At 71.5% G+C, this 22,990-nt stretch carries 15 protein-coding genes; 11 read left to right on the forward strand and 4 right to left on the reverse strand.

The features are described from left to right. The first annotated feature begins 218 nt into the window (after positions 1–218). The 5 genes from QQM67_RS03890 to QQM67_RS03910 all read left to right on the forward strand — a co-directional run bounded on the left by QQM67_RS03890 (position 219) and on the right by QQM67_RS03910 (position 8,484). Positions 219–1,787, forward strand: coding sequence for a 3' terminal RNA ribose 2'-O-methyltransferase Hen1 (locus tag QQM67_RS03890; RefSeq protein WP_314172085.1), 1,569 nt, complete (start codon positions 219–221; stop codon positions 1,785–1,787). Beyond that, positions 1,784–4,384 (forward strand): polynucleotide kinase-phosphatase, encoded by a 2,601-nt coding sequence (locus QQM67_RS03895; RefSeq protein WP_314172086.1) that lies wholly within the window; start codon positions 1,784–1,786, stop codon positions 4,382–4,384. Before QQM67_RS03890 ends, QQM67_RS03895 begins: the two co-directional genes overlap by 4 nt. A 475-nt stretch (positions 4,385–4,859) precedes the next feature. Beyond that, positions 4,860–6,686 carry a LamG domain-containing protein gene (locus QQM67_RS03900; RefSeq protein WP_314172087.1) on the forward strand — a complete coding sequence of 609 codons (1,827 nt, stop codon included), beginning with the start codon at positions 4,860–4,862 and terminating at the stop codon, positions 6,684–6,686. A 302-nt stretch (positions 6,687–6,988) separates the two neighbouring features. After that, positions 6,989–7,390, forward strand: a complete 402-nt coding sequence (locus QQM67_RS03905) for a nitroreductase family deazaflavin-dependent oxidoreductase (protein WP_314172088.1) — start codon at positions 6,989–6,991, stop codon at positions 7,388–7,390. 188 nt (positions 7,391–7,578) lie between these two features. Continuing rightward, entirely contained in the window at positions 7,579–8,484 is a 906-nt protein-coding gene (locus tag QQM67_RS03910; RefSeq protein WP_314172089.1) for an SAM-dependent methyltransferase, read from the forward strand. 33 nt (positions 8,485–8,517) lie between these two features. Here the strand turns inward: QQM67_RS03910 and QQM67_RS03915 are convergent, their stop codons facing one another. Together QQM67_RS03915 and QQM67_RS03920 are read right to left on the reverse strand one after the other, a co-directional pair. After that, complete coding sequence (locus QQM67_RS03915; RefSeq protein ID WP_314172090.1) at positions 8,518–9,195, reverse strand: GNAT family N-acetyltransferase; 678 nt, start codon at positions 9,193–9,195, stop codon at positions 8,518–8,520. A gap of 102 nt (positions 9,196–9,297) precedes the next feature. Beyond that, complete coding sequence (locus QQM67_RS03920) at positions 9,298–9,663, reverse strand: winged helix-turn-helix transcriptional regulator (RefSeq protein ID WP_314172091.1); 366 nt, start codon at positions 9,661–9,663, stop codon at positions 9,298–9,300. Positions 9,664–9,753: 90 nt separating this feature from the next. Here QQM67_RS03920 and QQM67_RS03925 point away from each other — a divergent pair, with 90 nt between their 5' ends. Next, a complete protein-coding gene (locus QQM67_RS03925; RefSeq protein ID WP_314172092.1) occupies positions 9,754–10,362 on the forward strand; it encodes a carboxymuconolactone decarboxylase family protein in 609 nt (202 codons plus the stop codon). A 22-nt stretch (positions 10,363–10,384) separates the two neighbouring features. Here QQM67_RS03925 and QQM67_RS03930 read toward each other — a convergent pair whose 3' ends face one another. Further along, entirely contained in the window at positions 10,385–12,445 is a 2,061-nt protein-coding gene (locus tag QQM67_RS03930; RefSeq protein WP_314172093.1) for a phosphocholine-specific phospholipase C, read from the reverse strand. Positions 12,446–12,674: 229 nt separating this feature from the next. On the opposite strand from QQM67_RS03930, the gene QQM67_RS03935 reads away from it, so the two are divergent. Further along, positions 12,675–13,505 carry an SDR family NAD(P)-dependent oxidoreductase gene (locus tag QQM67_RS03935; RefSeq protein ID WP_314172094.1) on the forward strand — a complete coding sequence of 277 codons (831 nt, stop codon included), beginning with the start codon at positions 12,675–12,677 and terminating at the stop codon, positions 13,503–13,505. 70 nt (positions 13,506–13,575) lie between these two features. On the opposite strand, the gene QQM67_RS03940 is transcribed toward QQM67_RS03935, so the two are convergent. After that, positions 13,576–14,583 (reverse strand): GAF domain-containing protein, encoded by a 1,008-nt coding sequence (locus QQM67_RS03940; RefSeq protein ID WP_314172095.1) that lies wholly within the window; start codon positions 14,581–14,583, stop codon positions 13,576–13,578. Between the two features lie 412 nt (positions 14,584–14,995). On the opposite strand from QQM67_RS03940, the gene QQM67_RS03945 reads away from it, so the two are divergent. From QQM67_RS03945 to QQM67_RS03960, 4 genes are all read left to right on the forward strand, one after another. After that, positions 14,996–16,984 carry a beta-ketoacyl synthase N-terminal-like domain-containing protein gene (locus QQM67_RS03945; RefSeq protein ID WP_314172096.1) on the forward strand — a complete coding sequence of 663 codons (1,989 nt, stop codon included), beginning with the start codon at positions 14,996–14,998 and terminating at the stop codon, positions 16,982–16,984. Further along, positions 16,981–18,546, forward strand: coding sequence for an amino acid adenylation domain-containing protein (locus QQM67_RS03950; protein WP_314172097.1), 1,566 nt, complete (start codon positions 16,981–16,983; stop codon positions 18,544–18,546). Before QQM67_RS03945 ends, QQM67_RS03950 begins: the two co-directional genes overlap by 4 nt. Before the next feature lie 67 nt (positions 18,547–18,613). After that, positions 18,614–19,795, forward strand: coding sequence for an NAD(P)/FAD-dependent oxidoreductase (locus tag QQM67_RS03955; protein WP_314172098.1), 1,182 nt, complete (start codon positions 18,614–18,616; stop codon positions 19,793–19,795). Between the two features lie 571 nt (positions 19,796–20,366). Further along, positions 20,367–22,952, forward strand: coding sequence for a sensor histidine kinase (locus QQM67_RS03960; protein ID WP_314172099.1), 2,586 nt, complete (start codon positions 20,367–20,369; stop codon positions 22,950–22,952). The last annotated feature ends 38 nt before the right edge of the window (positions 22,953–22,990 follow it).

Genomic DNA, 22,990 nt, shown 5'->3' on the forward strand with positions numbered 1-22,990 from the left:
ACAGGAAGTCGGCAGCAGCAGAGTAGGGACCTCGCCCGCCGGAGGAACCCCGTACCGGCGGGAATTGGCAGATCTTGAGCGGTACGGCGGTACGGCGGTACCGCCGTGCGGCGCGGGTTCACGTCTGTGACGCATCAGGGCCCCGTCCGGACCCATCGCGCCGCGGGGCAGCGGAAAAGCGCTGGGGGAGGGGGCTCCGAACGGCGATACTCGGCCGGGTGTTCCTGACGATAACCACCACGGAAGACGGCGGCGGACCGGCGACCGACCTGGGATTCCTGCTCCACAAGCACCCGGAGAAGGCGCAGCGGTTCTCCACGTCCGGCGGCGACGCCCATGTGTTCTACCCCGAGGCGTCGCCCGAGCGCTGCACCGCGGCGCTGCTCCTCGACGTCGACCCGGTCGCGCTGGTGCGGCGCGGAAAGGGCAAGGGCAAGGGCCGCGGCGGCGCACCGGGCCAGGCCCTGGCGCAGTACGTCAACGACCGCCCGTACGCGGCGTCTTCACTGCTCGCGGTCGCCCTGCGCACGGTCTTCTCCAGCGCGCTGAAGGGCCGCTGCGACGCGCGGCCGGAGCTTCCCGGACGCGCCCTGCCGCTGCGCATCGACGTGCCCGTGCTGCCGGCCCGCGGCGGCCCCGCCCTGGTGCGGCGGCTGCTGGAGCCGCTGGGGTGGGACGTCGAGGCCGACGCGCTGCCCCTGGACGGGCAGTTCACGGAGTGGGGCGATTCGCGCTACGTGCGCCTCGCCCTCACCGGGCGGCTGCCGCTGTCGGACGCGCTGCGTCATCTGTACGTACTGCTGCCGGTCCTGGACGACGCGAAGCACTACTGGGTCTCCGCCGACGAGGTCGACAAGCTGCTGCGCGCCGGGGAGGGCTGGCTCGCGAACCACCCCGAACAGGCCCTGATCACCCGGCGCTATCTGGCGCGCCGCCGGGCGCTGACCCGTGACGCGATGGAGCGGCTGGAGCTGGCGAGGCTCGCCGAGGCCGACGACAGCGAGGCCGAGGAGCTGGACAACGCCGTCGACGAGGACGCGGACACCGAGGAGCGGCCGGTGCCGCTGGCGGTGCGGCGCCGCGAGGCGATCCTGCGTGCCCTGGAGGAGACGAAAGCCCGCCGCGTCCTCGATCTGGGCTGCGGGCAGGGGCAGTTGGTCGGTGCGCTGCTCAAGCAGAGCCGCTTCACCGAGGTCGTGGGCGTGGACGTGTCGGTGCGCGCGCTGAACGAGGCGGCCAGGCGCCTGCGCCTGGAGCGCATGACGGAGCGGCAGGCGGCACGGGTCACGCTGATGCAGGGCTCGCTCGCCTACAGCGACGCACGTTTGGGCGGGTACGACGCGGCGGTGCTCAGCGAGGTCGTCGAGCATGTGGACCCGCCGCGGCTGCCAGCGCTGGAGCACGCGGTGTTCGGCACGGCCAGGCCCGCGTCCGTCGTCGTGACGACGCCGAACGCCGAATACAACGTCCGCTGGGAGTCGTTGCCGGCGGGGCGCACCCGCCACCCGGACCACCGGTTCGAGTGGAACAGGGAGCAGTTCCGCGCCTGGGCGGACGAGGTCGCCGCCCGCTACGGCTACGGGGTCGAGTACCGGCCCGTCGGCGACGACGACCCGGAGGTGGGCCCGCCGACGCAGATGGCGCTCTTCCGCGCAGCGACAGAGCCCGCGACCGACCCCGGGACCGGAGCCCGGCCCGGCACCGCGACCGCGCCCGCGAACGGGCCCAGGACCGGGGACACGACCGGACCCGGCACGGCCGACCACGCACAGGAGGACCGGAGTTGACCGCCACCACGGACGCCGCCGCCCCGCTGCTCGGCGTGCCCGACCTGTCCCTCGTCGTGCTCGTCGGGGTCACCGGCTCGGGCAAGTCGACCTTCGCCCGCAGGCACTTCCTGCCGACGCAGGTGCTCTCGTCGGACTTCTGCCGCGGCCTCGTCGCCGACGACGAGAACGACCAGAGCGCCAGCCGCGACGCGTTCGACGTCCTGCACCACATCGCGGGCAAGCGGCTGGCCGCGGGGCGGCTGACCGTCGTCGACGCGACGAACGTACAGCCGGAGTCCCGCAGGCAGTTGGTGAAGCTGGCACGCGAGCACGACGTGCTGCCCGTCGCGATCGTCCTGGACATGCCGGAGAAGGTGTGCGCCGAGCGGAACGCCGAGCGGCCCGGCCGGGCGGAATTGGGCCGCCACGTACTGCCGCGGCAGCGACGCGAACTGCGCCGCTCCCTGGGCGCGTTGCAGCGCGAGGGGTTCCGCAAGGTGCATGTGCTGCGCAGCCCCGAGGAGGCCGACGCCGCCGGCATCCAGATCGAGAAGCGCTACAACGACCTGCGGCATCTGACCGGCCCGTTCGACATCGTCGGCGACGTGCACGGCTGCCGCTCCGAGCTGGAGACCCTGCTCACGCACCTCGGCTACGAGCTCGTACGGGACGGCGAGGGGCGCCCCGTGGACGCCCGCCACCCGGAGGGCCGCACGGCCGTCTTCGTCGGCGACCTCGTGGACCGCGGCCCGGACAGCCCCGGCGTGCTGCGCCTGGTGATGGGCATGACCGAGGCCGGGAACGCGCTGTGCGTGCCCGGCAACCACGAGAACAAGTTCGGCCGCCACCTCAAGGGCCGCAAGGTGCAGCTCACGCACGGCCTGGCCGAGACGGTCGCCCAAATGGAGGGCGAGAGCGAGGAGTTCAGGGCGCGGGTCGCCGCGTTCGTCGACTCCCTCGTCAGCCACTACGTGCTGGACGGAGGCGGGCTCGTCGTCTGCCACGCGGGCCTGATCGAGAAGTACCACGGCCGTACGTCCGGACGGGTGCGCTCCTTCGCGATGTACGGGGACACCACGGGCGAGACCGACGAGTACGGCCTGCCGGTGCGCTACCCGTGGGCGGAGGAGTACCGGGGCCGCGCGGCGGTCGTGTACGGGCACACGCCGGTGCCGTCCGCGTCGTGGGTCAACAACACCATCTGCCTGGACACCGGGTGTGTCTTCGGCGGGAAGCTGACGGCACTGCGCTGGCCGGAGCGCGAACTGGCCGACGTCGAGGCGGAGCGCGTCTGGTACGAGCCGGTGCGCCCGCTCGCCCCGGCGGGGCCGTCCGGCCACCGGGAGCGTCCGCTGGACCTGACCGACGTCGCGGGGCGGCGGATCGTCGAGACCGCGCACCACGGGCGCATATCGGTGCGGGAGGAGAACGCGGCGGCGGCGCTGGAGGTGATGAGCCGGTTCGCGGTCGACCCGCGCTGGCTGGTGTATCTGCCGCCGACGATGTCGCCGTGCGCGACCTCGTCCGAGGAGGGGTTCCTGGAGCACCCGCGGGAGGCGTTCGCGGCCTACCGGACGGACGGCGTGGGGCAGTTGGTGTGCGAGGAGAAGCACATGGGCTCCCGTGCCGTCGCGGTGGTGTGCCGCGACGCGGAGGCGGCACGGCGGCGCTTCGGCGCGGCGGACGGCGCGACGGGCACCGTCCACACCAGGACCGGGCGGCCGTTCTTCGACGACCCGGCGCTCACCGAGGAGCTGCTCGCGAGGGTGCGGGACGCGGTGGCCGGTGCGGGCCTGTGGGACGAACTCGCCACGGACTGGCTGCTGTTCGACGCCGAGCTGCTGCCGTGGTCGATGAAGGCCTCGGGGCTGCTGCGCACGCAGTACGCGGCGGTCGGCGCCGCGGCGGGCGCGGTCTTCCCGCCGGCGCTCTCGGCTCTGCGGCGCACCGCGGAACGGGGCGTGGACGTCGCCGCGCTGCTGGAGCGGCAGAGCGAACGAGCCGCGTGCGCCGACGCGTTCACGGACGCCTACCGGCGCTACTGCTGGCCGGTGAACGGTCTCGACGGGGTGCGCCTTGCGCCGTTCCAGATCCTCGCCGCGGAGGGCAGGAGCCTCGCGGCCGTCCCGCACGGCGAGCAACTGGCCTGGCTGGACCGGCTCGTGGAGGCCGACCGCGCCGCGGCGGCGGAGGCGGGCCGCCCGGAGACGCTGCGGAGCACGCCACGGATCACGGTGGACACCGCCGACCCGGAGAGCGAGGCCGCCGCGGTGAAGTGGTGGCTGGAGACGACCGCTTCGGGCGGCGAGGGCATGGTGGTCAAGCCGCTGGAGGCGTTCGTACGGGGCGCGAAGGGCCTGGTGCAGCCCGGCGTGAAGTGCCGGGGCCAGGAGTACCTGCGGATCGTCTACGGGCCCGAGTACACCAGGCCCGAGCATCTGTCGCGGCTGCGCTCGCGGTTCCTCGGGCACAAGCGGTCGCTCGCGCTGCGCGAGTACGCGCTGGGTCTGGAGGCGCTGGACCGGCTGACGGCGGGCGAGCCCCTGTGGCGCGTACACGAGGCGGTGTTCGCGGTGCTGGCGCTGGAGTCGGAGCCGGTCGACCCGCGGCTGTGAGCGGGGCGCCGGCGCGACCGGCCGCGGAGGGGCCGCCGGGGCCGGATCCGCGCGTGCCGGGCCCGTGGGAGCTGGGCGCGGAGAGCGAGTCCCTCGGAGCCCCGGACAGCCGGACAGCCGGACAGCCGGGCAGCCGGGCAGCCGGGCCGGGATCCGGCTGCCCGGCTGCTCCGACTGCCGGTGTCCGGACTGGGCATTGCTCCTCACGCCGGACCTCAAACCACTGCACGCTGGGACCCGCCGGTAACCACCCGTTACGGCCATGCGACATCACCCGACCCCGTCCCGGCGGGTGATTGGGCGGCGACATCGGGGGCAGTCCCCGGCTAGGTACATATTGCCTATGGCCTTTTCAGGCTCCTTCCGATGAGCTGGACGATGACCAATGCCGCCGACGCGGTTCAGCCTCGACCCACACGTGGAGCACCCGCTCCTACGCGGGGCGCAGGGACTGCCGGGGAGATTGAACGAACGGATGGAAACCGCGCGCCTGTCTGATGCGGAACTGCTCCGGCTCGTACGAGCGGGAGGGGAGCCGTCGACCGCTGCGCTCCGCGAGCTGGAGCGGCGTCACTTCCAGGCGGTGAGAGTCTTCGCGGCGGCCTGCGTCGTCAGCTCTTCGGCGGCGGACGCGCTCGCGGGCCAGGCGTGGAAGCAGGCGCTGCGGCCGCAGGACGGCGGAGCATCCGGCGCGGTGCGTCCCCGGGCGCTGTCCGTCGTGCTGCGCACTGCCCTCGGGTGGTCCCGTGGCGAGCAGCGCAGCGTCCTCAACCCGGATCTGGTCACCTGGATCGACTCGCACGCGCCCGCCCCGGACGGCGGCGAGGACGGCGCGGCGCCGGAACTCCAGCCCTCCGTGGCCGGACGGGCCTTCGCCGGCCTCGCCGACCACAGCCAGACAGTGCTGTGGCACAAGACCGTCGAGCGCGACGAGACCGAGCGCATCGAGGAGATCCTCGGCCCGGACACCGAGGGGACAGCCCTGCTGGAGAGGCGGGCGCGCAACGAGCTGTACAACGTCTACGTCCAGCTCCACCAGGCCGGACTGGCCGACGAGTGCCGGCCGTTCCACCGGATGGTCCTCGCGTACGCCGAGGAGAAGGCCATCGACATGGCGGCGGACCTCGCGCCGCACCTGGAGGGGTGCGCCGCGTGTTCACGGGCCGTCGCCGATCTCGGGCAGATGCGCGTGGACTGCGGTGCGTTCCTCGCCGAGGCGGTCCTGCCGTGGGGCGGCGAGGAGTACGGCGCCATCCGGGCGGAAGAGGACGCCCCCGTGGGTACGGCGCTCGAACTCCTCCCGGGCGGCGCCCACTTGCCGCACGCCCCGGGCAGGATGCAGCGCCGCCTCTTCGGGCGCTGGGGCGCCGCCCGCCCCGTGGGCCGGGGGCTGCGCGCCAACCGGCTGGTGCAGAGCCTCGCCCTCATCGGGCTCGCTTCGCTCGCGGCGGCGTTCGCGTTGTCCGACGACCTCCGTCCGGGTTCGCCCCAGAGCAACGAGTCGCCGCCCTCGCAGAGCGCGCAGCCCGCGCCGCCCGGCAAGGCCGGCCCCCCTGGTCCGACGGCCACGGCCACCGCGACGGTGACCGCCGGCGGCAGCTCCAAGCCGCCGCGCTCCGGGGGCGGCAAGGCTCCGCCGCCCAGCTCCAAGCCGCCGGTGCGCGGCGCGGTCCTGGAGTGGCTCTTCGACAGGGCCGACGGCGACACGGTGGCCGACACCTCGAAGAACGGCAGCGACGGCACGCTCACCGGCGACCCGCTCCCGAAACTCGCCGGGGGAGGCGTGCAGTTCGACGGCGATCAGTCGGTCGTCTCGAACGGCCCCGTGCTCGACACCGAGACCAGCTTCTCGGTCTCGGCGCGCGTCAAGCTCGACGACACCGACGAGCGCCAGGTGGTCGTGAGCCAGGACGCGGACCAGTCGAGCGGCTTCCTGCTCCAGTACGACGCGGACGAGGACCGCTGGGAGATGCGGATCCCCGTCGAGGACGAGGAGGACGCCGAGGAGGCCGACGCCGACGAGGCCGCCTCCGACTTCGGCGCGGAGCCGGGCGAGTGGACCCAGCTGACGGGCGTCTACGACGATCCCGACGACGAGATCCGCCTCTACGTGGACGGCCGCCTCGTCGACACCACCGGGCACGAAGAGGGCGACTTCGCTTCCGAGGGCGACTTCGCCGTCGGTCGCGGGCTGTCGTTCGGCGACGGCTTCCGGGGTCTCCTGGGCACCGTGGACGATGTGAGGGCGTTCGGCAGGGCCCTCACCACGAGCCAGGCGGCGGCCCTCGCCGGGAGGTCCTGACCCGCCCGGCGCGCGGGCAAGCGCCGATGCCCCAAGTCCGCTCGTATGAAGACGACTTGGGGCTGCTCGCTCCGTGAAGGGGCCCGCTCCGCCCTTCCGTGATTGCCGTCCCTCCCCGCTGTGCCGCTTCGCGCCCTTCCCGCCGTCGCGCCGTCACGCGGGTCGCGCGGTGCGGTGGTACTGCGTTACGGGAAGGGGAGCGCGAAGCGAGAACCGATGACTCGCACCGAGGCTCAGCACCCAGAACTCAGCACGGGAAACCCAGAACCGAGAACCCAGAAGTGAAGAGCGGAGAGTCAGCAGTGTCGAGCTACCACGACCTCAAGTTCCGTGCCGTCACCGCGTTCCAGCGGCGCATCGGAAACCCGGTCACCACCCGCCTGCCCGGCCAGGTCCTGCTGGAGACGACCGGCCGCAAGTCCGGGCTGCCCCGGCGCACCCCGGTCGGCGGCCGCCGCACAGGCGACGAGTTCTGGCTCGTCTCGGAGTACGGCGAGAAGTCCCACTACGTGCGCAACATCCAGGCCGATCCGCGAGTTCGCGTCCGCATCAAGGGGCGGTGGCACCGGGGCACGGCCCATCTCGTGCCGGAGGACGACGCCCGGGCGCGCCTGCGCACGTTGCCGCGGTTCAACAGCGCCGCCGTGCGGGCGTTCGGCACGAACCTGCTGACGGTGAGGGTCGATCTCGACTCCGAGGGCTGAGGAGCGTCACCCGGCGGCTCGTACGGGCCGGGAGGACGGCTCATTTCCGCCGGGGGAAATAGTTGCCTGAGGCTGCCATCTACTAGGGTGCGCCCGGCGTCTCCCGCGGGAGCGACGGGCCGTCACCCGGCGCATGCCCGCGCGCGACGACGCATCGACCAGCGCAACTGTGAGTACGGAGGTGTCCGTTGAGCACGGACCAGCAGTGGGACATCGTCACCGGCGTCGGGCTGACCGCTCTGGCGGTGGCCGCCGCCAGAGCGGCGGAATCGGAACGGCCCGACGCACTCATACATGACCCCCATGCCTCCGTGCTCGTCGCCGCGGCACAGTCACCGGTGCCCTTCCCCTTGTCCGACGGCACCGCGGCCGCGCAGGCCGCGCCCGCCGCCGAGGGCGTGGACGCCACGGACCAGGAACTGTGGAACGGCGCCTCCGACTATGTGGGCGTGCGCTCGCGGGTCTTCGACGACTACTTCCTGCGCGCGTCCGCGGACGGCATCCGGCAGGCCGTGATTCTCGCCTCGGGGCTCGACACCCGTCCGTACCGGCTGGCCTGGCCCTCCGGCACCGTCTGCTACGAACTCGACCAGCCGGCCATCATCGACTTCAAGTCGGCCACCCTGGAGGGCGAGGGCACCGCCCCCAGCTGCGATCACCGTCCGGTGCGAGTCGATCTGCGCCACGACTGGGGCGCCGCGCTGGAGGCCGCCGGCTTCGACGCCTCCCGGCCGACCGCCTGGCTGGCCGAGGGTCTGCTGCCGTATCTGCCGCCCGACGCGGAGACCCGGCTCTTCGAGGAGGTCACCCGGCTCTCGGCGGACGGCAGCCGGTTCGCCGTCGAGCAGATCGACAACGTCAACGACCTGTTCGACGACCCGGTCCTCCGGGAGCGCTCGAAGGCGTTCGGCATGGACGCGTCCTCGCTCTTCCCCGCCGGGGAGCGTGCGCCCGTCGAGAGCCGACTGGCCGGACTGGGCTGGCAGTTGGAGCACCGAGCGGTTCCCGAGTCCGCGGCGGCCCTCGGCCGTCCGGTGCCGCGGCTCCCGATGCTCACCGACCACGTCACGCACACCTTCGGCCGTCTCGGCTGACCGGGGCCCGGGTCCCGGCCGGGGTCCTGCCGGTCATCTGCCTCCGGGGGGAAGCCCGAGGCGCGGCGGGCCCCCGCCGGGGGGCGCAGGAGCGGGCCAGACCGTGGGTGCCGGAATGGCCATGCGGGGGTTGCCCACCAGGGGCGGCGTGGCGCGGTTCGGGGCGAGCAGGGCGTAGAGGACCGTGTCGCGCCACGTGCCGTCCGGACGTCTCAGATGGCGCCGCAGGAGCCCCTCGCGTACCGCCCCGATCTGCATCATCGTGCTGTGGCCCGCACGGTCGAGGTCGTCGAGCTGCCACTGCACACGCGAGAAGCCCAGGTCGTTGAACGCGTGCTGCACGAGCAGCAGGTGCATCTCCACGCTGGCGAACGTGCTGGACAGCGAGTCCCCGAGCCAGTGCCAGCCGATGTCCAGGCGCTGGTCGATGACGCCGATGTTCAGATACGCGATCCAGCCCGCGGGACGGTGCGTACGGGCGTCGAGCACGACGAAGAGGAAGGCGGCGCCCGCGGCCTGCTGCGCCAGGCGCTGCTCGACGATCAGGCGCATCTCGGCCTGCGAGCGCGGCGCGTGCACCGGAAGCCAGCCCCAGTCCGTCTCGAGGCCGCCCTGAGCGGCGAAGAGGTCGGGAACGTGGTCGATCCTGAGTGGTTCCAGCACGACATGCCGGCCTGGCAAGGCCACGGGAGCGGGGGGCCGCGCTGTCATGGCGGCACGGTAGCGGGCCCACACCCTCCAGCGGGAGTTATACGCAACCTCACAACATTCTGTTTGGCCGCACCGGGCGGCGAGCCGGCGCCGGGCCGCACGTCAGGTGGAGGAGCCGGAGCGGGTCTCGGCCCACCGCTCGGCCCAGGCCTGCAACGGCACGAGCGCCTGCCTCAGGTCCCGGCCCAGGGGGGTCAGCCGATGGGCCCTGTCGGTGTCCTGTTCCACCAGGCCCGCTGAACGCAGCTCGCCGAGGCGGGTGTTGAGCACGGTCGGCGACACGTCCCCGCAGCGCTGCTGAAGAGCGCGGAAGCCGACGGGCCCGTCGCGGAGCTCCCACAGGATCCGCAGCGCCCAGCGCCGGCCCAGCAGGTCGAAGGCGGCCATGATCGGCCGTCCGGTCTGCGATCCACGGACGGACCTGCCGGGAACCGGGGTGCCGTCGGCCGGGACGGGCGCTTCTCCCATGCTTCGAAGCTCCTCCGATCCGGGGTGTTGCGCTACGGGAACAGTACCGGCATGGTGGCTGCTACTAAAAACGTAGCGACGGAGATCGCAGTGAACGCTTCCCAGGACCCTGAGCCCCGCAAGCCCCTGCCGGGGGCGACCGGCGGACCGCGGATCTCGCCGGTCGCGCCCCCGTACGACGACGAGACGCAACGACTCCTGACCAAGTGGATGCCGCCCGGAAGCGAGTTGGAGCCGTTGCTCCTCTTCCGCGTCCTCGTCGTGCATCGCCGGCTGGCGGGCCGCATCCATCCGATGGCGTCAGGCCTGCTCAATCACGGGACACTGCCCGCGCGTGACCGCGAGGTGCTGATCAGCCGGACCACCGCGCGCGCCGGAGCGGAGTACGAGTGGGGCGTGCACGCGGTGCTGCTCGGCCCCCAGGCCGGGCTCGATTGCGATGTGCTGGACGCCCTCGCGACGCAGCCGGCCGGCTCCGCCGCCTTCGACGCGCACACCCGGCTGCTCGTCACCGCGGCGGACGAGCTCCACGACCGGGCCACGCTGTCCGCGAGCACCTGGCAGGACCTCCAAGAGGCGTACGACGACGCCCAGTTGGTGGAGCTTCTGCTGCTCGCGGGCTGGTACCGCACCCTGTCCACGGTGATCAACTCGACGGACCTGCCACTGGAGCCGTGGGCCGCGCGCTTCCCCGCCTGACGGGGCGCCGGAGCCCGCCCGCTCAGGTCGTCAGGATCGCCGGGTCGCTGACGCCGGGGGCGCCCGTCTCCACGTGGCCCGCGAAGCGGCGCAGCCACGACCCGTCCGTGTCGGAGGAGACGGACAGGTCGTACCAGCGTCTGCTCGCGCGGAGGTCCACCGTCCGCACCGTCTCGCCGCCCGCCCGTACGGTCCAGGTCTCCTTCGACCCGCCGTACGCGTTCGTGACCGTGAGGCGGCAGTCGGCGTCGCCGCGGTTGGTCATGGTCAGCTCGACGTCGCCGCTCGACGCGACATGGCGGACGGTCACCTCGGGGCCCGGGGTGCCGCCAGGGCCCCTGAAGGTGCGCAGGAAGCCGTTGGGCCCGTGGACCGAGAGGTCGTAGACGCCGTCCGAGTGGGCCGTGTTCCAGGCGTCGCTCAACTCCGCGGCGGCCTCTGCCGTGTACGTCCACGGGCCGTCCGTACGGTTGGCGGACGTGACCAGGAAGCAGGCGCCCGCCGCCTCGCCCCCGCCGAACGTGAGCCTGTACGTCCCCTTCGCGGGCTCGGCCGCCCCGTCCACGCGCGGCGCGTACGGCAGCGGGCGCGTGGGCCGCGAACCGCGCTCCTGCCGGGGCAGGACGGGCGTGGCGGGCGGCTGCGGCACGTAGCTGTCGTGCCGCTCCCTGTCCGGGGGTTCGTACGCTCCGGTGTCCGGGAGCCGGGCGGGCTCGGTGTCCTTGAGCGCGAAGTCGAACGCCGAGGTCAGATCGCCGCAGATCGCGCGCCGCCAGGGCGAGATGTTCGGCTCCCGCACGCCGAAGCGGCGCTCCATGAAGCGGAGCAGCGAGGTGTGGTCGAGGACCTCGGAGCAGACGTAACCGCCCGTGCTCCAGGGGGAGACGACGAGCATCGGCACGCGCTGGCCCAGCCCGTACGGACCGGGGGAGTAGCCGCTGACGCCGCCCGGGTAGTAGTCGGGCGCGGTGTCGACGGTGGAGGCGCCCTGAGCGGCGGAGGCCGGAGGGAAGGGCGGGACGACGTGGTCGAAGTAGCCGTCGTTCTCGTCGTAGGTGATGAACAGCGCCGTCCTGCTCCACACCTCCGGGTCGGAGGTGAGCGCGTCCAGGACCTGGGAGATGTACCAGGCGCCGTAGTTCGCGGGGAAGTTGGGATGCTCGGAGAAGGCTTCGGGGGCGGCGATCCAGGAGATCCGCGGAAGCCTCCCGGCCCGCACGTCGGCCTTGAGGACGTCGAAGTAGCCGTCGCCGTTCTTGGCGTCCGTGCCGGTGCGGGCCTTGTCGTAGAGGGGGTCGCCGGGCTTGGCGTCGCGGTAACTGTTGAACCAGAGAAGGGAGTTGTCGCCGTAGTTGCCCCGGTAGGCGTCGTCGATCCAGCCCCACTTGCCCTCTTCGTCCAGGCCGTCGCCGATGTCCTGGTAGATCTTCCAGGAGACCCCGGCACGCTCCAGCCGCTCGGGGTACGTCGTCCAGCCGTAGCCCGCCTCTTCGTTGCCGAGGACCGGGCCTCCGCCCGTGCGGTCGTTGCCCGTGTAGCCCGTCCACATGTAGTAGCGGTTCGGGTCGGTGGCCCCGATCATCGAGCAGTGGTAGGCGTCGCAGACGGTGAACGCGTCGGCGAGCGCGTAGTGGAACGGGATGTCCTCGCGCGTGAGATACGCCATCGTCCCCGTGCCCTTGGCGGGGATCCACTGATCGTACTTGCCGTCGTGCCAGGCCTGGTGGCCGCCCGCCCAGTCGTGGTTGAGGCCCGCGATGAACTGCATGCCCAGGTTCTCGGCGTCCGGGTGGTACGGCAGCACGTCCCTGGTGCCGTCCGACTGGTGCCAGACCGTTCTGCCGCCGCCCGGCGCGGCCGGGCGCGGGTCGCCGAAGCCGCGGACGCCACTGAGCGAGCCGAAGTAGTGGTCGAAGGACCGGTTCTCCTGCATCAGCACGACGATGTGCTCGACGTCCTCGATGGTGCCCGAGCGGCGCGCGGCGGGGATCGCGGCGGCGCGCTCGATGCTGCTCGACAGGGCGGTGAAGCCGGCGGTCGCGCCGGCGATCTGGAGGAAGCGGCGCCGATTGAGTCCTGGCATCTGTCTGCTGACCTCGCGGGTGTGGGGAGTGGAGGGTGAGCCAGAAGATTCTTCCAAGAAGTACGGGTGCAAAGGGGGGCGCAGGTATGAACAACCGTCAAAGACGAGGAAGAGTGGACGGCAGCCCGTCGCCGGGAACCCTCGCCGACGGGCTCACTGCGACTCCGACGAGCAATCCCGACAAGCAATCCCGACAAACAGCCCCGACAAGCAACCCGGACGGCACCCCATGACGAACTCCGGCACCATCCTGATCACCGGCGCCACGGACGGCCTGGGCCGGGCCCTCGCCGAGGACCTCGCACGCGACGGCGCCGGCCTGATCCTGCACGGCCGTGACCAGGCCAGGCTGGACGGGCTCGCGGAGCGGATCGCGGCGCTCGGCGCGCCCCGCCCCCGGACCGTCACCGCGGACTTCGCCGACCTCGGCCAGGTCCGCCGCATGGCCGCCGAGGTCCGCGGGCAGGCAAGCCGGCTCGACGCCCTGGTCAGCAACGCCGGCATCGGCAGTGGCGAACCCGACGGCCGCACCCGGCGCACCAGCGCGGATGGCCACGAGCTGCGCTTCGCCGTCAACTACCTCGCCGGGTTCCTGCTCACGCTCGAACTCCTCCCGCTGCTGAGGGAGTCGGCGCCCGCCCGCATCGTCAACGTGGCGTCTCTCGGCCAGCACCCGATCGACTTCGACGACCTGATGCTGGAGCACGGCTACTCCGGCGCGCGGGCCTACGGGCAGAGCAAGCTCGCCCAGATCATCTGCGGCTTCCACCTCGCGACGCTGATCCCGGCCCACGAGGTCTCCGTCAACAGCCTCCACCCCTCGACCTACATGCCGACGAAGATCGTTCTCGAAGAGGTCGGCCACAGCGTCGACACCTTGGAGCAGGGTGTGGCGGCCACCCGCCGTCTCGCCGTCGGCCCCGAACTGGCCGGAGTCACCGGACGGTTCTACGACCGGACGCGCGAAGCCCGCGCCGACGCGCAGGCGTACGACCCCCGGGTCCGGGAGCGCCTGTGGGAGACGAGCATGCGGCTCACCTCGGCGCCCCACTCCGTATGACCGGACCGTTCCCGGCCGAACGCCTCCGCGCTTCACCCCGTTTGTCTTCGGGTTCTCGTAAGGTCCCGTCCTAGCTGTCGGAATCCCGCGCCGGGGGATTCGCGAAGCTCGAAACGAGATCCTGGGCGAGCTTCTGCTGCGGGCTTCCGGGCGCCGATTCAGTGGACTTGATCGCCGTCGTCAGCACCGTATTGACGGGTGCCTCGGGACGGAGCCGCACGGGAGTGCACGTGAAGTCGAACCGCTGGGAGAGATTCGCCCCGTGCAGCGGGACGGTCACGCTTCGAAGCTCCGTGACCTGCGCCTCCTGCAACGCCCAGTCCATGGTGTCGAATACACCGGCGTCCTGGAGAGTGGGGTACGCCTCGCGGCCCGGAGTCAGCAGATCGGCCCGTCCGAATGCGCTGCCCTGCCGGGTGTTGGCGAAGCGCAGCAGATGCTCCGGACCCTGAGTGAGCATCATCGGGAACGGTGCGCGGTCGAAGACCGCGAGCAATTCGTCCTGCTGGGCGAGGACGCTGTCCCGCAGCTGGAATTCGGGCTTCAACGTCTCGGCCAGGAACTGCATTTCCGACTTCTGCTTGTCGGTCCACCGGTGCGGCCGTACGTCGGCGACCGTCACGGTGCCGATGATCAAACCGGTGTTGTCCTGAAGCGGCGTACCGAGGTACGCGCGTACGTTCAGCGCCTCCACAACCGGATTGTTCCGGTAGTGCCGGCTGGCCAGGACGTCCTCGATGGCCAACTGGGCCTTCTGGCGCACGACATGGGGGCAGAATCCGATGTCGATGGGCGCATCCCGCGTATCGGGAGCCGGCGGGAGGTCGCCGACTCCGAAGGGGATGCCCGCCCGGTCGCCCTGCTTCTGGTCCGACGCCGGGAAACACAGGCCGCGGAACATCTGCTGTCCGCCGATGAAGTTGACCATCGCGATGGGAGCGTCCGCCAGACTGCTCGCCAGAACGGCTATCCGGTCGAACTTCTCTTCGGGTTCAGGGGAGTTGAGGCCCAGACGTTGCAGTCGACGCTCGCGCTGCTCGTCCGCGAGCCGCGTTTCGTTGGAGGCAGTGGAGTCCATGGCCGCACATGAAACCAGACCTCGGGCGTACTGTCCCGGCGCACATTCCCGCGTCTCGCTTTGCGGAACCCCGCGGGGCGAAGTTCCGGCATGCGCCGTCCGTTGAGCGGGCGCGTGTTATCTGACGGGCCGTCTGTTTTCTGCCGTTTCGGGCAGCGATCGCTTCCCGTCAATCTTGAAAAGATGCCCGAGCCGACTTGCGAGAACTCTGGGCACGCACGGCTGAGAAACAGTGAAGAATAAATGCCGCACAGCGGGCATATGCACCTGAACTATCTGTCCACGATGGGCTGACTGCGCCGTACCGTCTAGTACGTCACGATCCGAGATGGGTCGGGTGCATCAAGTTACAGCCACGGTGGAAGCCTGTTGGGCGGGTGGGAGCATCGTCGTCGCGCGTCACACGTATGCAATGGAGGGGCGGGTAGTGAGGCGAACTACAACGGACGGTGAAGAACGGTCGGTGGCTGTCATCGGGATGGCCTGCAAGTTCCCCGGCGCTGCGAATCCCGACCAACTGTGGGAAATTCTGCAAAGCGGTCATGACGCCACAAGTGAAACCCCGGCGGAGCGTTATGACGTGGACGCTCTGTACTCCGCGTCTCCGCAGCCGGGGACGATCGCCAGCCGCCGCGCCGGCTACCTCGACACAGTCGCCGAATTCGATGCGGGATTCTTCGGTATGTCGCCAACCGAGGCGACCGACCTCGATCCGCAGCAGAGGCTGCTGCTGATGACCGCGTGGGAAGCGCTCGAAGACGCCGGGCAGGTGCCCGATTCGCTCGCCGGAGGCCGGACCGGCGTCTATGTGGGGAACACGCGCGGTGACTTCCTGGAGCGCCAGTTCCAGCAGGGGCTGGAGAGCGTCACGGCATCGCAGCTGAACAACTTCCGCGCACTGCTGCCGGCCCGTCTGTCCTGGCAGTTCGACCTGCGCGGCCCCAGCGTGCTGATCGACACCGCTTGTTCGTCCTCGCTGGCCGCGGTCCACGCGGCGGTGCTGAGCATCCGCGCGGGCGAGATCCCGCTCGCGCTGGTCGCGGGCGTGAACATCGCGCTCCGCCCGGATGTCGCCGTGATGATGACGCAGGCCGGGAACCTCGCCCACGACGGGCGCAGCAAGTTCGGCGACGCGGAGGCCGACGGCTTCGCGCCGAGCGACGGCGTGGGGGTCGTCGTACTGAAACCGCTCGCCGACGCCAGGGCCGACGGCGACCGCATCAGGGCCGTGATCCGGGGAAGCGCGGTCAGCAACAACGGGCGCACCGGCGAATCGCTGCTCGCGCCGTCCGTGGAGGGGCAGACCGAGGTCCTCAGGTGGGCGTACGAGGACGCGGGAATCGCCCCCTCCGAGGTGGACTTCGTCGAGGCGCACGGATCGGGCTCGCCCATGCTCGACCAGGTCGAGTTCGCCTCCCTGGGAGAGGTGGTCGGCGAGGGGCGTCCCGCCGACCGTCCCTGCTACGTCGGCTCGATCAAGACCAACATCGGCTACGCGGAGGCGGCAGGCAGTATCGCCGGCCTGATCAAGACGGTGCTCTGCCTGGAACACCGTCAGGTACCGCCCAACCTGCACATGAGCACGCCCAGCCCGCTGATCGACTGGGACGAACTGCCGCTGGCGGTACCGAAGACGCTCCAGAAGTTCCCCGACCGCGGACGGCCGATCGTGGCAGGCGTCACCGGCCAGGGGGCCTCGTGCCTCAACGCCCATGTGGTGCTCCGCGAGGGCGAGCCGTCGGCCGCGGGCCGGAGCACTGCTGCTGCCTCCGGCGGCGAGGCCTGTCTGCTGCCGCTGTCGGCCCGCACGCCCGGCGCGCTCCAGGCACTGGCCGACGCCTACGTCGACTACCTCAACCCCGGGGGCCGGGGAGCGGAGTTCGCCCTGCGCGACATCTGCTGGAGCGCCGCGACCCGCCGCCGGCACCACCAGTACCGGATGGCGGTCCCGGGGACCTCGCACGAGGAGATGGTGGCCGCGCTGCGCAACCGGGAGATCGACGCCACCCTGCCGGCCGCGCTCTCTCCCGTCGCCGAGCGCTACCACAGCGGTCGACGCGTCGACTGGCACGCCGTGTTCGGCCCCGGCTGCGTCTTCGTGCCGCTGCCCGGCTACCCCTGGCAGACCCAGCGCTACTGGCCGGGCGAGCACGACGACGAGGACGGCGACGACCTGGCGACGGCGCTGCTGGGCGAGCACGCCCGTGCCTCCTCCAAGTACAAGGACAGCTCCCTGCTGTCGGAGATCGGCATCGACTCGCTCGCGCGGATCGAGATCATCGCGAAGCTCGCTCAGGAGCACCACTACCACGTCGACCCAGAGGAGCTGGCCTCACTCCACACCGTGGGCCAACTGCGCGTGTTCCTCCATCAGTTGGAGGCCCAGAGGGAGACGGTATGAGCGGCCACCATCGGAACCTGTACGAGCAGTTCGCCGCGGCAGCCGCCCGGCACAGCGAGGAGACCGCGCTGGAGGTCGGCGGCCGGGAGCTGACCTACCGGCAACTGCGCGACGCGGCCGAGGAGTCGGCAGGCAGGCTGGTCGCCGCCAACGGCGGCGCGGTTCCCCGCCGCGTGGGGCTTCTCTCCGACCGCTCGCTCGTCTCCTACGTGGGCTATCTCGCCGTGCTGCGGGCGGGCGCCACGGTCGTGGCCCTCAACCCTGACAACCCGTCCGGACGCAACGCCGCGATCGCCGAGGCGTCCGGCATCGAGTTCCTCATCGCCGAGCCGCACCCCGCCACCGACGAACTCGACGTCCCCAGGGTGACGTTGGAGGCGGGGCAGGCGGCGGCGCGGGAGGCGGAGCCGTCAGCCGGAGAGGCGCCGCCCCCCTGCCCCGCGACTCTCGACGACGTCGCCTACATCGTCTTCACATCGGGGTCCACCGGCGCGCCCAAGGGCGTGCCGGTCCTCCACCGCAACGCCGTGACGTACGTCGAGTACGCGTCCACGCTCTACGACGTGGCCCCCGGCAGCCGCTGTTCGCAGACCTTCGACCTGTCCTTCGACGGCTCGGTCTACGACCTGTTCGTCACCTGGAGCCGCGGCGGCACCCTCGTCGTGCCGCAGCGCAGCCAGCTGCTCTCCCCGGTCGCGTTCATCAACTCGGCCCGGATCACGCACTGGTGGTCCGTGCCCTCGCTGATCTCCTTCGCCGAACGCCTCGGCACCCTGCGGCCCGGTGCCATGCCGACGCTGCGCCGGAGCCTCTTCGGCGGCGAACCGCTGCACCTCGCAAGCGCGCGGCAGTGGCGGGCCGCCGCCCCCGCGAGCACCGTCGACAACCTCTACGGCCCGACGGAACTGACCTGCACATGCACCGGATACCGGCTCCCGGACGATCCGGACGCGTGGCCGGAGACTCCCAACGGCACGGTTCCCATCGGGAGTTCGTACCCCACGGTGGAGCACCTCGTGCTCGACGAGGACGGCTCCCCGGCCGCCGACGGCGAGTTGTGCTTCCGCGGAGGGCAGCGCTTCCCCGGCTATCTGGACCCCGCCAACAACGCCGGCCGCTTCCTCTCGGTCGACGAGGAGGGCGGCGCCGTACACATCCACTCGGACGACAGCCCTCCGGGCGACCGGAGTTGGTATCGCACCGGCGACAGGGTCTCCGAGGCGGACGGCGTGCTCGTACACCTGGGACGGATCGACCACCAGGTCCACATCCGCGGCTACCGGATCGAGCTCGGCGAGATCGAGGCGCTGCTGCGGCAGCAGCCCGAAGTGCGCGACGCCATCGTCGTCGCCGTCGAGGGCCGCAACGGGGAGCAGGAGATCGAGGCGGCGGTGACCGCGTCCCACGACAACACCGAGCGCATGTACCGGCATCTCAGCGCCCACCTCCCCTCGTACATGCTCCCGCGGCGCATCAGCACCTTCGAGCAGCTGCCGCTCAACCCGAATGGCAAGATCGACAGGCAGGCTCTGGCGACCGCGCTCGCGCACGACCGCTCCTGAGCCCCGGGCACCCGGCCGGAGGGCGCCGGGTGGACAGTGACCTCATCGACGTCTGTGAGACCCAGGCATGTTCGACGCCATCGTGGTGGGCGCGCGGTGCGCCGGTTCACCCACGGCCATGTTGCTCGCCCGTGCCGGACACCGGGTGCTTCTCGTGGACAGAAGCGAACCCGGCTCCGACACGCTGTCCACCCATGTCATCCACCAGCCCGGCGTGGCGGCGCTCGCGCGCTGGGGGCTGCTGGCCCGTGTCCTCGCCACCGGCTGCCCGCCGCTGGACCGCGTCCTGTACCGCGTGGAGGACATACGCCTGGAGGGGAGCAGCCACGGCGTGGACGGGCAGAGCGCCGGATACGCACCGCGGCGCCACGTCCTGGACCCCGTGCTGGCGGAGGCGGCGGTGGAGTCCGGCGCCGAGTTCCGCAGCCGGTGCTCGGTCACGGGGCTGCTGCGCGGCGAGTCGGGACGTGTGCGGGGAGTCCGGCTGAGACACCGCGGCCGTGAATTCACCGAGCAGGCACGGCTGGTGATCGGCGCGGACGGCATGCGTTCCACCGTCGCCACCCTCTGCGGAGCCGGCTACACGGAGCAGACGCCGCGGCTGACATGCGCCTACTACGCGTACTGGGAAGGCGTGCCGACGCTGCTGGAGCTCTACGAGCGGCCCGGCGGCTGGGTGGCGTCCGTACCGACCAACGACGGCGCGACACTCGTCCTCGCCTACCTGCCGCAGTCGCGCTTCGAGGAGGTGCGCGCCGACTCCACCCGTGCCTACCTCGACCAGATACGTGCCACGGCACCGGCCCTCTTCGAGCGGTTGCAGGGCAAGCGGCGCATCGAGCGGCTGCGCGGTACGGGGCACCAGGAGAACTTCTTCCGGCAGGCCGCCGGGCCCGGCTGGGCGCTCGTCGGCGACGCCGGGCACCACAAGGATTCCATCACCGCCCGTGGAATCACCGACGCGTTTCTCCAAGCGGAATCCCTGGCCGAGCACATCGGCGACGAACTCGCGGACGAGGAGCGGCTGGACGAGTCGTTGCAGGCCTACGCGCGGAAACGGGACGATTCGATGGCCGAGGGTTATCGCGCCGCTTTGTCCGCGGCCCGTCTGGAAATCCATCCGAAGCGCCTGTCGCTGCTGCGCGCCGTGCAGTCCGACCCCGGTCTCACATCGACCTACTTCGACGTGTTTGCCGGAATCCGGCCCCCCACCGCTCTGTACACTCCTCAGCTGCTCGCCCGCCTTTGAACGACACAACTCCACGGAATCTTTTCGAACCCACCGGTATCCGCACGCTTTCTGACGTCCCGTTGCATACGGCGGCGAACTCCGCTTTCCTGCTCGCTGCGGCAACTGATAGACATGGCTGTGAACGGGAGAATCCCGACGGCGCAGCCGGCGTCGGGCGGAGTCGCGAGCATCGGCAACGCGGGCCTCCGCGGCGGGAGATGACGCCCTTTCGCGTTCGCCTTGGCAGCATCACGACGTGGTAGCGTTTCCGGCTATCTGCCGGGAAAGCCGCGTCAGCGAATACAGTGATCTACCGGTACAACCGAGGCCCTCGGCGGAACCCTCTAAGCGTCACCATCGGTCCGCTGTCGCGAGGAAGAAGATGTCAGAGGAACGCGACCGGCACAGAGTGCCCAAGACTGCACGTCGTCACTCCCTGCGCATTGCGCTGGTTTCGCCCATTTTGATCCCGGCGGTCGCCCTCGCGGGAATGTGGGCGTATGCGGCAAGCGATTCCGTCGACCGCGGGCTGCGTTTACGAGCCGAGGCGGAGGCCGGTTCCTCGGCCGGCAGTTCCGTCCACACGCTGGTGACCCGTCTCCAGGACGAACGCCGCCTCACCGCCGCCTGGCAGAGCCACCGTACGAAGCAGACCCACGCGGCGCTCGAAGAGGCCCGCTCCCGGACCGACCGCGCCGTCACGGCGTTCCACGCGGCCGAGGCGAAGGTCGGCAAGACGGTCGACGCCGGCAAGGAACGCGACCTGACGAAGGCGCTCAGCGAACTCACCGGGCAGCGCAACCAGGTCGATTCGCGGGCGGTCACCCGCGGCGGATCGTACGGCTACTACACCGGTGCCACCGAGTCGGGCACGACGCTGCTCGCCGAGGTCCTCCGCAGCGACGACGGCCGACTCGCGCACAGCGCCGGGGCGGTGGCCTCCCTGGCACAGATCTCCGAACTCCTCTCCCGCGAGGACGCGTTGCTGACCGGCGCGCAGCCCGCGGGCTATCTGAGCTCCACCGTCCGCCAGGCCTTCTCGGGCCATGTCGCGGCGCAGCGGCAGGCCGCCCGGAACCTGGACACCCGCGGCATGCCGGGCTCCGCCGCCAAGGACTACCGGGCCATCGCCGACACCCCGCAGTGGGCCGTGCTCCAGCGCATCGAAGACGGCGTCGGCCGCGGTGCGAGGCAGAGCCAGTCCCAGAACACGACGCCGGGCACCACCACGCCGTCCACGTCCCAGAACGCCACGCCGCGCTGGGAGTTGCCCGACCGGTCCGCCGAGTGGCGTCCGGCCGCCGACGCGGTCACCGAGGATCTGCGCGACGTGACCTCGGCCTCGCTCGACGGCATGGCCGAGCAGGGTTCGGAGCGCGCCGACGACGCTCTGCTGTCCGCGATCGCCGGCTCCGTCGCGGTGCTGGCCGTCCTCGTGCTCACGGCGTTCCTGGCGATCCGGCTCTCGCGCTCGCTGCCGCGCCGGCTGACGCAGCTGCGGGACGCGACGGAGCAGTGGACCGACCGTGAACTCCCGGACGTCGCCGAGCGGTTGAAGCAGGGCGAGCGGGAGGTCGGCGCCGCCCTGGTGCCGTACGACGACAGCGCTCCCCACGACGAGGTGGGCCGCCTGATCACCGCGGTGCGCGAACAACAGCGCGCCGCCGTCGACGAGTTGGGCGGCCTCGCCGAGGCGATCGACGCCCGCTGGAAGACCGCCGCGGAGACCAGCCAGCAGAAGAGCCGCAAGCGCGAGGGCGCCGAGACGGTCGTGCTGGGCCTCCTCCGGCGCAACCAGCTGCTGATCAGCCAGCTCATCACGCTCATCGACAGCCTGGAGCGCAGGGAGCACGACCCCGAGCTGCTGACGGACATCTTCAAGATCGACCATCTGGTCACCCGTCTCCGCCGGGACTTGGAGAACCAGTCGCTCATCGTCGGTGTCCAGCCCGGCCGCCGCTGGAGCAAGCCCGTACCGGTCTTCCAGGTGCTGCGCAGCGCCGTCGCCGAGACCGTCGACTACACCCGCGTCGAGGTGGAGACCGCCCCGGAGTTCGCTCTCTCCGGCCGGGTCGTCGCCGATGTCGGCCACATCCTCGCCGCGCTCATCGAGAACGGCACCGCGTTCTCGCCGCCGCACACCCATGTCAACGTCAGGGCCGAGGAGGTCGCCGGAGGCCGGCTGGCCGTCGAGGTGATCGACCGCGGCCTCGGCATGGACGCGGAGCAGTACGAGCACCTCAACCAGCTGCTCGCCGATCCGCCGGAGCCGGACGTGACGAGGCTGGGCGAGATACCCCAACTCGGCCTGTTCGTCGTGGCGCTGCTGGCCAACCGCATCGGCCTCGAGATCACGCTGGGCCGGTCCGCCTACGGGGGAACGAAGGCAGTCGTACTCCTGCCCAGCGAACTGCTGGAGGAGGCCCCGCCCCTGCTGCCGAGCCTCGCCGACCACGCCCCGGAGCCGGGCGCCGGCCGCGACCACGCACCGCCGAGGGCCACGGATGCGCCCGCGCGGGAGCAGGCCGCGGAACACGTGCAGCCCGTACGGGACCCGGCCGAAGAGCCGGTACGGGAGCCCGTACGCGAGCCCGTCGCGGAGCCCGCACACCGGCCGGTCACAGAGCCCGTACGGGACCCGGTCGCAGCGCGCGCACGGGCGCGGGCGGCGGCGCTCGACCTCGACGGCCGTGACAGCCGCGACGGCCGCGACGGCCGCGACGACGCCGACATCGCGATCCGGGATCCGGAGGACGACCTCGGTGGCTACCCCGCTTACACGGGCGGAGGGCTCTTGACACGTCCCAGGACTCACAAGGCGCCGGACGCCCCGGCTCTGACGGCCCTGGTGCCGCCGAGGGCCGAACCGGAGGCACCGTCCGAACTCCCGGAGCCCGCCGGTGACGAGGTGTCACAGAAGCTCTCTAAGCCGTCGCAGGGTCCCTTGACGCTGCCTACGAGAAGGCCGGGCGAGAACCTCGCGGCACCACTGCGCAGGTCGCCCGGACAGCCGCCCCACACAGAGCGGCATCCCGCAGACGAGGGCCACGCACCCCAGTGGCCCACCCCGGACCGAGCAGGGGCGATCGCGGGCGCCGTACAGCGGGCCGGTCGGCAGGCCCGTACCGAGTCGTCGGACGCACAGTGCAACGGGGCCTCCCCGGAGGATGCCTGAACCTGACGGTGGCACTGAGGTTTCCTGAGGAAGGACCA

The organism is Streptomyces winkii (assembly GCF_032248595.1).
Classification (GTDB): Bacteria; Actinomycetota; Actinomycetes; order Streptomycetales; family Streptomycetaceae; genus Streptomyces; species Streptomyces winkii.